11 protein-coding genes are annotated in these 13267 nt (G+C 71.7%); 4 read left to right on the top strand and 7 right to left on the bottom strand.

Annotated features, from left to right (window positions below; translation table 11 throughout):
* Window positions 1-2: 2 nt before the first annotated feature.
* From ACG04R_RS07380 to ACG04R_RS07355, 6 genes are read right to left on the bottom strand one after another with little or no spacing between them, the layout of a single operon-like run.
* A complete protein-coding gene (locus ACG04R_RS07380) occupies window positions 3-788 on the bottom strand; it encodes an enoyl-CoA hydratase/isomerase family protein (protein WP_394407599.1) in 786 nt (261 codons plus the stop codon).
* A gap of 15 nt (window positions 789-803) precedes the next feature.
* Window positions 804-1658 carry a dienelactone hydrolase family protein gene (locus ACG04R_RS07375; RefSeq protein WP_394407597.1) on the bottom strand — a complete coding sequence of 285 codons (855 nt, stop codon included), beginning with the start codon at window positions 1656-1658 and terminating at the stop codon, window positions 804-806.
* On the bottom strand, window positions 1652-2176 hold the full coding sequence (locus ACG04R_RS07370) for a GNAT family N-acetyltransferase (protein ID WP_394407595.1): 525 nt from the start codon (window positions 2174-2176) through the stop codon (window positions 1652-1654). Before ACG04R_RS07370 ends, ACG04R_RS07375 begins: the two co-directional genes overlap by 7 nt.
* A gap of 1 nt (window position 2177) precedes the next feature.
* Complete coding sequence (locus ACG04R_RS07365; RefSeq protein WP_394407593.1) at window positions 2178-3050, bottom strand: dienelactone hydrolase family protein; 873 nt, start codon at window positions 3048-3050, stop codon at window positions 2178-2180.
* A complete protein-coding gene (locus ACG04R_RS07360) occupies window positions 3050-4657 on the bottom strand; it encodes a carboxyl transferase domain-containing protein (protein WP_394407591.1) in 1608 nt (535 codons plus the stop codon). Before ACG04R_RS07360 ends, ACG04R_RS07365 begins: the two co-directional genes overlap by 1 nt.
* Before the next feature lie 55 nt (window positions 4658-4712).
* Window positions 4713-4997 (bottom strand): hypothetical protein, encoded by a 285-nt coding sequence (locus tag ACG04R_RS07355; RefSeq protein WP_394407589.1) that lies wholly within the window; start codon window positions 4995-4997, stop codon window positions 4713-4715.
* Between the two features lie 79 nt (window positions 4998-5076).
* Here ACG04R_RS07355 and ACG04R_RS07350 point away from each other — a divergent pair, with 79 nt between their 5' ends.
* From ACG04R_RS07350 to ACG04R_RS07335, 4 genes are all read left to right on the top strand, one after another.
* A complete protein-coding gene (locus tag ACG04R_RS07350; protein ID WP_394407587.1) occupies window positions 5077-6702 on the top strand; it encodes a FecR domain-containing protein in 1626 nt (541 codons plus the stop codon).
* On the top strand, window positions 6702-9065 hold the full coding sequence (locus ACG04R_RS07345) for a CHASE2 domain-containing protein (protein ID WP_394407585.1): 2364 nt from the start codon (window positions 6702-6704) through the stop codon (window positions 9063-9065). Before ACG04R_RS07350 ends, ACG04R_RS07345 begins: the two co-directional genes overlap by 1 nt.
* Window positions 9066-9127: 62 nt before the next feature.
* Window positions 9128-9583 carry a (2Fe-2S)-binding protein gene (locus ACG04R_RS07340; RefSeq protein ID WP_394407583.1) on the top strand — a complete coding sequence of 152 codons (456 nt, stop codon included), beginning with the start codon at window positions 9128-9130 and terminating at the stop codon, window positions 9581-9583.
* 10 nt (window positions 9584-9593) lie between these two features.
* Window positions 9594-11819, top strand: coding sequence for a xanthine dehydrogenase family protein molybdopterin-binding subunit (locus ACG04R_RS07335; protein WP_394407581.1), 2226 nt, complete (start codon window positions 9594-9596; stop codon window positions 11817-11819).
* Window positions 11820-11921: 102 nt separating this feature from the next.
* Here ACG04R_RS07335 and ACG04R_RS07330 read toward each other — a convergent pair whose 3' ends face one another.
* Entirely contained in the window at window positions 11922-13229 is a 1308-nt protein-coding gene (locus ACG04R_RS07330) for an HD-GYP domain-containing protein (protein WP_394407579.1), read from the bottom strand.
* Between the last annotated feature and the right edge of the window lie 38 nt (window positions 13230-13267).

The following is a 13267-nucleotide window of genomic DNA, read 5'->3' as shown; positions in this document are numbered from 1 at the left end:
GCTCAGTCCGCCCGCCATGAAGGCTGGGTCTTGCCGAGGAAGCTCTGCACGCCCTCGCGGCCTTCGGCGCTGGCGCGGATGTCGGCGATGCGGCGCGCCGTGTCGTCGCGCAGCTCCGGCGTGACGGGCCGGCCGGCCACGTCCTTGACGAGCTGCTTGCAGGCGCGCACGGCGGCGGGGCCGTTGGCGGTGAGCGCCGCCAGCAGCTCGTCGACCTTGGCGTCCAGCGAGTCGGCGGCGACGACCTCGTGCACGAGCCCTAGGCGCCTGGCTTCATCGGCGCTGAACCGCTCGGCCGTGATGAAGTAGCGCCGCGACGCCTGTTCACCCAGCGCCTTCACGACGTAAGGCCCGATGGTGGCGGGCAGCAGGCCGAGCTTGGCCTCGCTGAGGCAGAAGCCAGTGGCGTCCACGGCCACGACGATGTCGGCACAGGCCACCAGGCCCACGCCGCCGGCATAGACGTCGCCCTGCACGCGCGCGACGACCGGCACCGGGCAGCTGTAGATCGCCCACAGCATGTCGGCCAGCCGCGTCGCGTCGGCGTGGTTCTCTTGCCAGCTGTAGCCGGCCATGGCCTTCATCCAGTTGAGGTCCGCCCCGGCGCAGAAGGCCTTGCCCTCGGCAGCGAGCACGATGGCGCGCAGGTCGGCGCGCTGGCCCAGCTCGGTGAAGGCGGCGGTCAGCTCGGCGATCAGCACCTCGTTGAAGGCGTTGCGAACGTCGGGGCGGTTCAGCGTGACGCGGGCGACGTGGCCCCGGGTCGTGACGGTCAGGCAGGTGCTCATCTTCGGTACGGCGGGTCAGGGTCGGGATTGTCCGTCCGGGTCGAGTTGACGGGTCAGGAACTCGGCCAGGCGGGCCTGCGAGGCGCGGTAGGCCTCGGGGTTGCCGCCGAGGTGGACGCCTGCGGCGTTGCGGCCGTTGGGCACGTCGGCGCGAAAGCGCACGGGCGCGTCGGTGTCGAAGCCGTGATACGCGCCGGCGTAGACGTCGAGCGTGACGTCGCGGCCCTCGGCCTGCCAGCGTCGAGCGAGCCGTGCGCAGGGTTCGGGCGCCGTCCAGTCGTCGCTGGCGCCCAGCTGCACCAGCACCGCGCGCGCCGCGGGTTCGGCGGCCTGCTGCCGGCCGCAGCCGGGGTAGAAGAGCACGACGGCCGCCAGCGGTGGCACGGGCGGCGTCTGGCGCGTGTCCATCGTGCTGAGCGCGGTGGTGGCGCCGTTGCTCCAGCCCAGCAGCGCGATGCGATCGGCGTCGACATCGGGCCGGGCGCGCAGCCAGGCGAGGGCGTCCAGCACGTCGGCGCGCCGGTCGGCGATGCTCACGTTGCGTGTGCCGTAGCGTTGGCTGCAGACCGAGGTCAGCCCGCGCGAGCTGAAGCTGTCGGGCAGCAGCACGTGAAAGCCCAGTGCGTGCAGGTGTTCGACATAGCTCGGGTAGCGCGCTTCCAGCGTCCTGCCGTCGCGCTTGTAGAGGCCGCCGCAGCCGTGCAGCGCGACGACGACGGGGTGGCGCTGCGCGTCCAATGGCGCCCAGTGCAGCGTCAGCGCCGGGCGGCGTGTCGTGGCCGGCAGCGTGACGGTGTCCAGCGTCGCCGCGGTGGCGTGGCTCAACGCCAGCGCGCCGGCCAGCAGCCAGGCGGCACGGCGCTTCAGCATGCCGACAGCGCCTTGGTCATCAGCACGGACGCGTAGGTCTTGCCCTGCCACTGCACGCCGCCCACGGTGATGTAGCCGCGCCGCTCGTAGCGGCGGCGCAGCGCGGCGGCGGGCTCGGCGGTGTCCAGCGCGATCTGCGCAAAGCCTTGCGCGCGCGCCCAGGCCTCGGCTGCGTCGATCAGGCGCTCGCCCACGCCCTGCCCGCGGCAGTCGGGGTGCACGGCCAGCTGCGACAGGATGGCCGTGCCGGGCGTTGTGTACAGCGGCGGTGACGGATCGCCGATGTAGGCCTCACCCGCCGGCTTGGGGCCGCGCACGGCGACGGTGCCGACAAGGCGGCCGCCCAGCTCGGCGACGAAGCCCTGCGCGCCGGCCAGGCGCTCGCGCGTGACGTGCACGGGCTGGTCGACGGCAGTGAAGTTCCAGCCCTGCGCGGCCAGCGACGCGTAGGACGTGTGCAGCAGCGCCGTCAGTTCGTTCAGGCAGTCGCTGGTGGCCAGTGGGCGGATGGTGAGCACGTCAGTCCTTGATGTCGAAACCCTGGCGGCGCAGGAAGTCGGCGACGACCGGCTGCCAGACCTGCGGGAACTTGGTGAACAGCAGGTGGCCGTCCTCGCCGTGCGGTGGGAACTGCCTGAACTCGGCGTTGCCGCCGGCCTCGCGGAAGGCCTGGAACCATTCGCGCGGCAGCTTGGCGCCGAAGAAGCGGTCGTTCTCGGTGTAGGCCCACAGCATGGGCACGTGCGCTGTCTGCCCGTAGCTGGCAAACATGCGCTTGAGCTGGGCCGGCGAGCAAGGTTGCTCCGGGTGGGCCTTGGGGTCGCCACCGCCGCCGCCTGCGAAGTTGATGGCAGCGACGACGCCGGGCTGGTTCATGGCCGCCAGCGTGACGGTGGTGGCGCCGCCGAAGGACTGGCCCAGCAGCACCGTGCGGTCCTTCAACGCGTCGTCGCGCTTGAGAAGCTCCTGCAGCAACTGCACGCTCTGGTCGGCCGCAGCGCGGTAGGCGGGCGGGTAGAGGCGGTTGTTGCAGCTGCCGGCGTCCTCCACGTCCTCGCCGCCGCTGACGCCGTAGCCGACGCGCGTGGGCACCGCGACCAGGAAGCCCCGCTCGGCGAACCAGCGCGACGCCTCGGTGAAGCGCGCGCGGCCGAGCGCGGCCCGGCCCTCGGCGTCCACGGCGCGGCCGTGGTTGAGCAGGACGATGGGGCGCGGTCCCGACGTCTCGTCGTTGAAGAACACCGTCACACGGATGGGCTGGGCCACTGCCTTGCCCCAGGGGTTGGTGACCTGTACGGGCAGGTCGAACTGCTGTTCGACGAGCTTGGCGTGGGCGGTGGCGGACAGGGCGGCCGCAAGCAGCGGGGCCGCGAGGCGGAGATTCAAGGGCATCACATCCGGAACACGCCGAACTTCGTCTCCGGGATGGGCGCGTTCAGCGACGCGCTCAGGCCCAGCGCCAGCACGCGGCGCGTGTCGGCGGGGTCGATGACGCCGTCGTCCCACAGCCGGGCGGACGCGTAGTACGGGTGGCCCTGGTCCTCGTACTGCTGGCGCAGCGGCGCCTTGAAGGCTTCTTCCTCGTCGGCGGACCAGCTACCGCCCTTGGCCTCGATGGCATCGCGGCGGATCGTGCTCAGCACGCTGGCCGCCTGTTCGCCGCCCATCACCGAGATGCGCGCGTTGGGCCACATCCACAGGAAGCGCGGCGAGTAGGCTCGGCCGCACATGCCGTAGTTCCCGGCGCCGAACGAGCCGCCGATGATGACGGTGAACTTGGGCACCTGGGCGCAGGCCACGGCCGTCACCATCTTGGCGCCGGCGCGGGCGATGCCTTCGTTCTCGTACTTGCGGCCGACCATGAAGCCGGTGATGTTCTGCAGGAACACCAGCGGGAGCTTGCGCTGGCAGCACAGCTCGATGAAGTGCGCGCCCTTGTTGGCGCTCTCGGCGAACAGGATGCCGTTGTTGGCGACGATGCCCACGGGCATGCCCTCGATGTGCGCGAAGCCGCAGACCAGCGTTTGCCCATAGCGGGCCTTGAACTCGTCGAACTCCGAGCCGTCGACGATGCGGGCGATGACCTCGCGCACGTCGAAGGGCTTGCGCGTGTCGGTGGGGATCACGCCGTGCAGTTCGGCCGGGTCGAAGGCCGGCGCCTTCGGGGCCTGTACGGCCAGCGGGTTGGCCTTGGTCCAGTTCAGCCGCGCCACCGATTGCCGCGCGATCGCCAGCGCGTGGGTGTCGTTGTTGGCCAGGTGGTCGGCCACGCCGGACAGGCGCGTGTGCACGTCGCCGCCGCCGAGGTCCTCGGCGCTCACAACCTCGCCAGTCGCGGCCTTCACCAGCGGCGGGCCGCCCAGGAAGATGGTGCCCTGGTTCTTCACGATGATGGTCTCGTCGCTCATCGCCGGCACGTAGGCGCCGCCGGCCGTGCACGAGCCCATGACGACCGCGATCTGCGGGATGCCCTGTGCCGACAGGTTGGCCTGGTTGAAGAAGATGCGGCCGAAGTGGTCGCGGTCGGGGAAGACTTCATCCTGGTTGGGCAGGTTGGCGCCGCCGCTGTCGACGAGATAGATGCAGGGCAGGCGGTTCTGTGCCGCGATCTCCTGCGCGCGCAGGTGCTTCTTGACGGTGATGGGGTAGTAGGTGCCGCCCTTCACGGTCGCGTCGTTGCAGACGATGACGCACTCCACGCCCGACACGCGGCCGATGCCGGCCACCACGCCGCCGCCAGGCGCGGCGTTGTCGTACAGGTTCAGGCCGGCCAGCGGGGCCAGCTCCAGGAAGGGCGTGCCGGGGTCCAGCAGCATCTCGACGCGGTCGCGCGGCAGCAGCTTGCCGCGTGCCGTGTGCTTGGCGCGGGCCGCCTCGCCGCCACCCTGGGCGATCTGCGCGAGCTTGGCGTTGAGGTCGTCGATCAGGCCGCGCATCGCGTCGGCGTTGGCCTTGAAGTCGGCCGAGCGTGGGTTGAGCTGGGTGGTCAGAACCGGCATGGGGTCTCCTCGGGTCTTTGTGGTCGTGCAGCCGCAGCGCTTGTGGCGCCTGGCCTCACTTGTTCGTGAACGATTGGATCAGCAAGGTCTCGCAGAGCTTGAACAGCAGCCAGGCCACCATCGCACCGATGCAGGAGGCCAGCAGTTCCAGCAGCTGACGCAGCCCGCCGTCCAGCAGGCCTTGCCAGCCATTGTCGAAGAGGAAGGCCGCGTTCGCGGTCAGCAGCCGCACCAGGTCCAGCGTCAGCAGGCCGAAGGCCATGAAGCCCAGCGTCATCAACGCGAAGCAGGCCCAGCGGTGCCGGCGCAGCCAGGCGACGAAGTCCGGGAATGCAGCCATCGGCCCCCTCCTCAAAAAGCTCGCGGCATTCTCGGGCATGGCTACCATCCGCCTTCCTGCAGGGGAGTGGGAGACAAACATGCACGGTTTCAAGACTTGGCTGGCTGCCGGCCTGCTGATGGCGGGCAGCTGGGCCGCAGCGCAACCACAGGCCGCCGACGCCGACTGGCGCTACGTCATCCAGCCCGGTGACACGCTGATCACGCTGACCGACGCCTGGCTCGGCGCGCCCAAGACCTGGCGTGACCTGCAGAAGCTCAACCGCGTGCCCGACCCGTTGCGGCTGCGGCCTGGTTCCACGCTGCGCATGCCGGTGGCCTGGCTGCGGCGCGAGGCCGGTGTGGCCGAGGCGGTGTTCGTGAAGGGCGACGTGCAGCGCCAGCGCGGCGCGGCCAGCGAACCCCTCGCCGGCGGCGCCACGCTGCAGACCGGGGACCGCATCCGCACCGGCGCGCAGGCCAGCGCGTCGCTGCGCTTCGCCGACGGCTCGCGGCTGCTGATTCCGCCCGAGAGCGAGGTCGCGTTGGAGCAATTGCTGGTGCTGGGCCGTGGCGCCATCCCCGCCGTGCGCCTGGGGCTGACGAAGGGCGGCGCGGACAGCCGCGTCGTGCCCAACGCGCAGCGCGTGCCGCTGTACGAGGTGCGCACGCCGCACGTCAACCTGGGCGTGCGCGGCACCGAGTTCCGCGTGCAGACGGCCGGCGCGCAAAGCCGCATGCAGGTGCTGTCGGGCATCGTCCACGCCGACGGCCTGGGCCCTGACGTCGCCAAGAACCAGGGCCTGCTGGCCGAGGGCAGCGCGCGCAGCGTCGCGCCGCTGCTGCCAGCGCCGGACCTGAGCACGCTGCCGCCCACGGCCGAACGCCTGCCGCTGCGGCTCGGCTGGGCCGCGTCGCCGGCCGGTGCCGTGGCGTGGCGGGCCCAGCTCTTCCCGAAGGACGACTTCGACCGGCTGATGCTGGACGCCCGTGTCGCCGAGCCCGCCGCCGCCTGGGCCGAGGCCCGCGAGCTGCCCGACGGCGACTACACGCTGCGCGTGCGCGGCATCGACGCGCGCGGCCAGGAGGGCGCGGCGGCCGACGCCACCGTCCACCTGCAGGCCCGCCCCGAGCCGCCGTTCATCCAGGCGCCGGCGCCGGGCGCCATCAGCTACAACGGCGCGATGGCACTGGCCTGGACGCGCAACACCGCCGCGCCCGACGTGCGCCTGCAGGTCGCGCGTGACGACAAGTTCACCGACATCGTGCTGCAGCCGCCGCCCATCGCCGCCGCCAGCTACGAGGCCAGGCTGCCCGATGGCGTCTACCACTGGCGCATCGCGGCCGTCGAGGCCAACGGCCATGCCGGGCCATTTGGCGACCCGCAGAGCTTCGAGATCCAGCCCCCGCCGCCTGCGCCGCCGCCGGCCGAGCCCGACCTCAGCGGCGACCAGATCCGGCTGCGCTGGCGCGCCGACAAGGGCGTGGCCCGTTACGAGCTGGAGTGGGCCAAGGCCGAGACCTTCGACGGCGCCGATGTGCAGCGCTTCGCCACCGAAAAGCCCGAGGTCGCGCTGCCCAAGCCGTCGGCCGGCAAGTACTTCCTGCGCGCCCGCGCCTTCAACGCCGCCGGTGCCGCCAGCCCCTGGGGCCAGACGCAGATGATCGAGGTGCCCTATCCGCGCTGGCTCTGGCTGTTGCCGCTGGCGCTGATCCCGCTGTTCTGATGCGCGGTCGCTGGCTCGCCCTGCCCGTTGCTGCGGCGCTGTGGGCGCTGCTGAACGTGCTGGGCGTGCAGCCGCGGCTGGACCGCGTGCTGGCCGACCAGCTCGTGCGTGCCGCCGCGCCACTGCCGCAGCCGGGCGGCAGCGTCATCGTCGACATCGACGACGCCTCGCTGCGCGCGCTGCGCGAGCCGCTGGGCGACTGGCCCTACTCGCGCGAGGTTTACGCGCTGATGCTGGACTACCTGCGCCAGGCCGGCGCCAGGCTGGTGGTCATCGACATCGTCTTCGCCGGCCCGCGCGACGGCGACGAGCGGCTGGCCAAGGCCTTGTCCGCTGCGCCGTCGACGGTGCTGGCCGCGGCGGGCCTGGTGCCGGGGCAGCGTGCCGCCGTCGAGCTGGCGCCGACCACGCCCGCCGAGGAGGCCGCGCTGCAGCGCGTGGGCGCCCCGCCGGCCGGCATTCCCTGGGCCGGACTCACGGCGCCGCCCGACACCTTGCTGGACGCGCTGACCCAGCGCGGCAGCCTGGGGGTCATCTCGGTCGGGCTGGACGACGACGGCGTGCTGCGCGCGTTGCCGCTGCTGCACCAGGTGCAGGGCCGCGCGCTGCCCAGCCTCGCGCTGGCCGCACGGCTGCGGGCCGACGGCGCGCCGGGCTGGCGGCTGGAGGGCGGCGAGCTGATCGCCGGCCCGCGCCGCTGGCCGGTGGACCCGCAGGGCCGCCTGCGGCTGCGCCTGCCGCTGGAAGGTGGCGACCTGCCGCGCGTGAGCTGGCAGCGGCTGATGCACGCTGCGCTTGGCGAGGCCGACGACCCCGGGTTGGCGCGCGAGCTGGCCGGCCGCAGCGTGTTCGTCGGCAGCAGCGCCTTCTTCGCCGACGAGGTCATGACGCCGCAGGGGCGGCTCACCGGCACGGCGCTGAACGCCGCCGTCTTCGAGGCGCTGGGCAGCGACCCCGCATCTGTTCTGCGCGACAGCGGCTGGCCCGTGTGGGGCCTGGACCTGCTGCTGTTCGCGCTGGGGGCGCTGCCGCTGCTGCTGCGCCACCAGGCGTTGGCGGCCGGGCTGTCGGTGGCTGGCCTGTGCGCGGCGGCCTGGGGCGGCGCGCGCGTCGGGCTGCTGGGAGCGCCGGGCGCGGGCCTGCTGCTGCTGGGCCTGGCGCTGCTGTTCACGGCCGTCGAGCGCGAGCGCGCCGCGCGACGGCGTGAACGCGAGCTGACCCGCGAGCGCGAGCTGGCCGACGCGCGCAGTCGCGCCAAGACCGAGCTGCTGGCCCAGGTCAGCCACGAGATGCGCACGCCGATGAACGCGGTGCTGGGCTTCTCCGACATCCTGGCCCGCTCGCCGCTGAGGCCCGAGCAGGCGCACTACGTCGAGGTGCTGGGCCACGCCGGCCGCCAGGTCTTCGCCCTCATCAACGACCTGCTGGACAACGCCCGCATCGAGAGCGGCAAGCTCGAGCTGGCCTCGCACCCGTTCAACCTCGTCGATCTTGTCGACCTGCAGCTGGAGCTGCTGCGCGAGCGCGCGCAGGGCCAGGGCCTGTGGCTGCGCGTGTTCGCGCGCACCGAGGCCACCGGCTGGGTGCGGGGCGACCAGCAGCGCGTCGCGCAGATCGTCACCAACCTTGTCGGCAACGCGATCAAGTTCACGAGGACGGGCGGCGTGACGGTGGAGCTGGCGCGCGGCGCGGACAGGCTCATCAGGCTCAGCGTGCAGGACACCGGCATCGGCATTGCGCCGGAGCGCCTGGAGCGCATCTTCCAGCCCTTCGCGCAGGCCGATGCCAGCATCGCGCGCGAGTTCGGCGGCACCGGGCTGGGCCTGTCCATCACGCGCAGCCTCGCGCGGCTGATGGGCGGCGACGTGTCCGTGCAGAGCCGGCCCGGCGAAGGCAGCCACTTCGAGGTCACGCTGGACCTGCCCGACTGCGAGCCGCCTCACGCGGACCCTGGTGAGCCGCGCGGTGATCGCGCCGCGCCCAGCCGCTCGCTGCGTCTGCTGCTGGCCGAGGACAACGATGTCAACGTGCTGGTCATCGAGGGCATGCTGGCGCCGCTGGGCCATCACGTCACCCGCGTGCGCGACGGCGCCCAGGCGCTGGCCGCGCTGCGCGACGGCAGCTTCGACCTCGTGCTGATGGACATGCTGATGCCCGTGGTCGACGGCCTCTCGGCCACGCGGCAGTGGCGGGCCATCGAGGTGGCCGAGGGCCGGCCGCGCCTGCCCATCGTCGCGCTGACGGCCAATGCCTTCGACACCGACGTGCAGCAGTCCCTCGCCGCGGGCTGCGACGCCCACCTGACCAAGCCGCTCAGCCTCGCCGCGCTGTTGCAGGCGCTGGCCAAGTACGCAAAGCCCTAGTGATGTACTGGGACGTTGCTTCTGGCTAGAGTCGCCGCCGCCCCCCACCCGAAAGGCTCCCCATGATCAACCTGAACGTGAACGGTCGCGCCGTCTCGCTTGACGCCGACCCCGACATGCCGCTGCTTTGGGCGGTTCGAGAGGAGCTGCAGCTCACCGGCAGCAAATTCGGCTGCGGCGCGGCCCAGTGCGGCGCCTGCACCATGCACGTGGCCGGTTCGCCGGTTCGCGCCTGCATGACGCCGCTGTCGTCGGTGCAAGGCCCCGTGACCACCATCGAAGGCCTTGCCACCGACAAGGTCGGCCAGGCCGTGCAGGCCGCCTGGGTCGAGCACGACGTGGCGCAGTGCGGCTACTGTCAGAGCGGCCAGGTCATGAGCGCCACGGCCCTGCTCAAGAGCAACAAGAAGCCCAGCAACGCCCAGATCGACGAAGCCATGGCCGGCAACATCTGCCGCTGCGGCACCTACACCCGCATCCGCGCCGCCATCCACGCGGCCGCGGCCAAGCTGGCCTGAGGAGAACGGCATGCTGAATCCACGTCGCATCGATCAAGTCATGACCGGCGGCCTCTCCCGCCGCAGCTTCGTCACCACCACCGTCGGCGGCGCCGTCGGCCTGGCCTTACTGCCGGGCGTGTCGCTGGCCCAGGACGGCAAGGCCAAGCCCGGCTCCAAGCCGACCGAGCAGCCGCTGGCCTTCGTCAGCATCGCCAGGGATGGCACGACCACCATCCTGTGCAACCGCATGGACATGGGCCAGGGCATCGAGACCGGCCTGGCCATGATCTGCGCCGAGGAGCTGGAGGCCGACTGGTCCAAGGTCCGCACCGGCTTCGGCGACCAGAAGGGTGCCTATGTCGACCCGATGTTCGGCATCCACCTGACCGGCGGCTCCAACTCGGTGAAGAACAGCTTCCAGCAGTACCGCGAGCTGGGTGCCCGCACCAAGGCCATGCTGCTGGCCGCGGCCGGCGAGAGCTGGGGCGTGCCGGCAGCATCGCTGAAGGCCGAGAACGGCGTCATCTCCGGCGGCGGCAAGAGCGCCGGCTACGGCGAGTTCTTCGACGCCGCGATGAAGCTGGCCGTGCCCGAGGCCGTCACGCTGAAGGACCCGAAGACCTTCAAGCGCATCGGCCAGCCCACCGGCCTCGTCGTCTCCAAGGCCAAGAGCACCGGCACCCAGGCCTACGGCATGGACGTGCAGCTGCCCGGCATGGCGGTGGCCGTCATCCAGCGCCCACCGGTCTTCAACGGCAAGATCGCCAAGCTCGATTCAGCCGAGGCGCTGAAGGTCAAGGGCGTGAAGGCCGTGCTGCCGGTCACGCTGGACCGCGGCGGCCAGGGCGTGGCCGTCGTCGCCAGCGGCTACTGGGCCGCCAAGAAGGGCCGCGACGCGCTGAAGGTCGATTGGGACCTCGGCGGCACGCCCAAGCCCGACACCGCGGCGCTGACGCAGCAGTACCTGGCGCTGGCCAAGACGCCCGGCACGCCGGCGCCCAAGCCCGAGTTCCAGGCCGATGCCAGCGGCTGGGCCAAGGCGCCGAAGAAGATCACGGCGGACTTCGTCTTCCCCTACCTGAACCACGCGCAGATGGAGCCGCTGGCCTGCACGGTGGATCTGAAGGCCGACCGCTGCGACTTCTACTACGCGGCGCAGATGCCCGGCATCGATGCGATGAACCTCGCCAAGACGGTGGGCCTGGCACCCGAGCAGGTGCAGATCAACGTGCAGATGGCCGGCGGCGGCTTCGGCCGCCGCGCCACGCCGGCGACCGAATGGCCGCGCGAGGCCGCGGCTGTCGCGGTGGCCCTGCGGCAGGCCGGCACGCCCATGCCGGTGAAGGTGATCTGGAGCCGCGAGGACGACGTGAAGGCCGGCTACTACCGGCCCATGACCGTGCACCGCGCCGAGATCGGCTTCGACGCCAGCGGCAAGGTGCTCGGCTGGCAGCATCGCATCGTCAGCCAGAGCATCCTGAAGGGCTCGCCGCTGGAAGGCTTCGGCTACCAGAAGGGCGTGGACGGCACGACGACCGAGGGCATGCGCGAGCCCTACGAGATTCCGATGAACCTCAGCGTGCACCACCCCGACGTCAACGTGCCGGTGCTGTGGTGGCGCTCGGTGGGCTCCACGCACACGGCCTACGTGATGGAGACGCTGGTCGACGAGATCGCGTTCGCGACCAAGCAGGACCCGGTGGCCTACCGCATGAAGCTGATGGAAGGCAACGCCAAGGCTGAGCGTCATCGCCTCGCGCTGCAGGCCGCGGTCGACAAGAGCGGCTACGGCAAGCGCAAGCTCAAGGCCGGCCAGGCCTGGGGCGTGGCGGTGCACGAGAGCTTCGAGTCGGTCGTTGCCTACGTCGTCGTCGCGCACCTGAAGGGCAAGGGCAAGGACCGCCAGGCCGCGCTGGACGAAGTCCACGCCGGCGTGCACTGCAACCTCTGCGTGAACCCCAAGGCCGTCGAGACGCAGGTGCAGGGCGCCGCCATCATGGCGCTGGGCACGACGATGCCGACGCACCGGGTCACGTTCAAGGACGGCGCCGTGGAGCAGAACAACTTCTACGACATGGCCATGCCGCGCATGCCCGACGCGCCCAAGGTGATGACCGTCAGCATCGTGCCCAGCCTGGACCCGCCCAAGGGCATGGGCGAGCCCGGCCTGCCGGCGCTGGCACCGGCGCTGGCCAACGCGGTGGCGCGGCTGACCGGCCAGCGCCAGCGCGAGCTGCCGTTCAAGTTCGCCTGAGGTGGTATTGCCTGCCGAAGAGCAGCCGCTCTGTCGGCTGCGCGGTCTGCAAGACCGACCGGGCGCGCCCGCGTTCAGCGTGGTGCGCCTGGGCGAGGGGCTTCAAATCCCCGTCGGCACGGTCCCCTTGAGCGCAGCGAGCATCGCGTGGACGAGGGCCTGGTCGTCCGGGCTCATCTGGTGGGCGCGCAGCAGCACCTCGCGCTCCATCTCGCCGATGCGCCAGTGGAACTCGCGCATCAGCGACAGCAGCTCCTGCCGGACGGTGTCCTCCTCTTCGGCCAGTTCGCGCACCAGCTTCTCGGGATGGTCGGCATCCAGGCCGGCGCTCGTGAACGAGGCCTGCAGCTGCAGCAGCCGGTGGCGGCACAGCGCCACGAGGGAGCGCAACTCGGGGCTGGCGAGCGCCAGGCGTTCGTCGAAGCTGCCGCGCACGGCGCGCCAGCGCGCCAGCACGTCCATCACGTAGACGACCTGGGGCAGGACGTCGACCAGCGAGCCGGCCTCCCCGGTCAGCCGTGCCGGCACACCACTGGTGCGGGCCGCCGCGCGCAGCAGCTCCAGCACAGGCTCGCCGAACTCGCCGGGAATGAGCTTGGTGGCGATGCTGGCGTGGATGCCGGCGCTGGGGCTCTGCTCCATCAGGCCGATCAGCCATTCGGCGACGGCCAGGGCCTGCATGGCCGCCGTGAACTGCTCGCCCTGCAGACCGCGCGGGTAGCCGAAGCCGCCCAGACGCTCGTGATGCGACAACACCAGTTCGGCCAGCTCGGCGCCGCCGCCGTCGAGGTCGCGCAGCACGCGGTGGCCGATGACCGGGTGGCTGACGATCTGCCGCCATTGCTCGGCCTGCAGTGGCTTGCCACGCTGCAGGCAGGCCGGGTCCAGGTAGAGCTCGCCGACGTCGTGCAGCAGGCCGGCCAGGCCGACACGGCGGTGCAGGTCCACGTCACCCGGCAGCAGCCGGCGCGCCAGCGACTTGGCCACCAGGGCGACGCCGACCGCGTGGCGCAGCCGGTCCGGCTGCTGCTGAACGTACAGGCGCAGCAGCGAGTTCAGCGCCGGCGTCAGCCGCAGCCGCGGCAGGGACTGCGTGACCGGCAGGCCGGGGTCGTCGGCACACAGTGCGCGCAACAGCGGCTGCTCGTCCAGCCAGCGCTGCGCCGCCTCGCCGATCTGCTCCGGCGAGACACCGGCGGTGATGCCGATGCACTGCTCCAGCGGCCGCGACAGTTTGTGCGCCAACAGCCGCTCGCGCATCGACGCGTCGATGCGCGCGCCCCGTGCCAGCAGCTTGATGCCGCTCGGCGTGACGATGTCTTCGAGGGCTTCGACGTCGTGGGTCTGCGACGCAGCGGCGAGATGGTCGAGGTAATGCGGGTTGGCTTGGACTTCGGGAGCGGCGGACATGACCATCGGGCACTGAACAGAGGCTGATTGTCAGGCGC

Source organism: Pelomonas candidula (assembly GCF_043555985.1).
GTDB lineage: Bacteria > Pseudomonadota > Gammaproteobacteria > Burkholderiales > Burkholderiaceae_C > Pelomonas > Pelomonas candidula.
Note: the sequence above shows the minus strand (reverse complement) of the source record. Positions and strands in the feature narration are given on the sequence as shown.

Coding starts and splice junctions, on each gene's coding strand:
- ACG04R_RS07380 (WP_394407599.1), bottom strand. CDS start 788: ATGAGCACCTGCCTGACCGTCACGACCCGGGGCCACGTCGCCCGCGTC.
- ACG04R_RS07375 (WP_394407597.1), bottom strand. CDS start 1,658: ATGCTGAAGCGCCGTGCCGCCTGGCTGCTGGCCGGCGCGCTGGCGTTG.
- ACG04R_RS07365 (WP_394407593.1), bottom strand. CDS start 3,050: ATGCCCTTGAATCTCCGCCTCGCGGCCCCGCTGCTTGCGGCCGCCCTG.
- ACG04R_RS07360 (WP_394407591.1), bottom strand. CDS start 4,657: ATGCCGGTTCTGACCACCCAGCTCAACCCACGCTCGGCCGACTTCAAG.
- ACG04R_RS07355 (WP_394407589.1), bottom strand. CDS start 4,997: ATGGCTGCATTCCCGGACTTCGTCGCCTGGCTGCGCCGGCACCGCTGG.
- ACG04R_RS07350 (WP_394407587.1), top strand. CDS start 5,077: ATGCACGGTTTCAAGACTTGGCTGGCTGCCGGCCTGCTGATGGCGGGC.
- ACG04R_RS07345 (WP_394407585.1), top strand. CDS start 6,702: ATGCGCGGTCGCTGGCTCGCCCTGCCCGTTGCTGCGGCGCTGTGGGCG.
- ACG04R_RS07340 (WP_394407583.1), top strand. CDS start 9,128: ATGATCAACCTGAACGTGAACGGTCGCGCCGTCTCGCTTGACGCCGAC.
- ACG04R_RS07335 (WP_394407581.1), top strand. CDS start 9,594: ATGCTGAATCCACGTCGCATCGATCAAGTCATGACCGGCGGCCTCTCC.
- ACG04R_RS07330 (WP_394407579.1), bottom strand. CDS start 13,229: ATGTCCGCCGCTCCCGAAGTCCAAGCCAACCCGCATTACCTCGACCAT.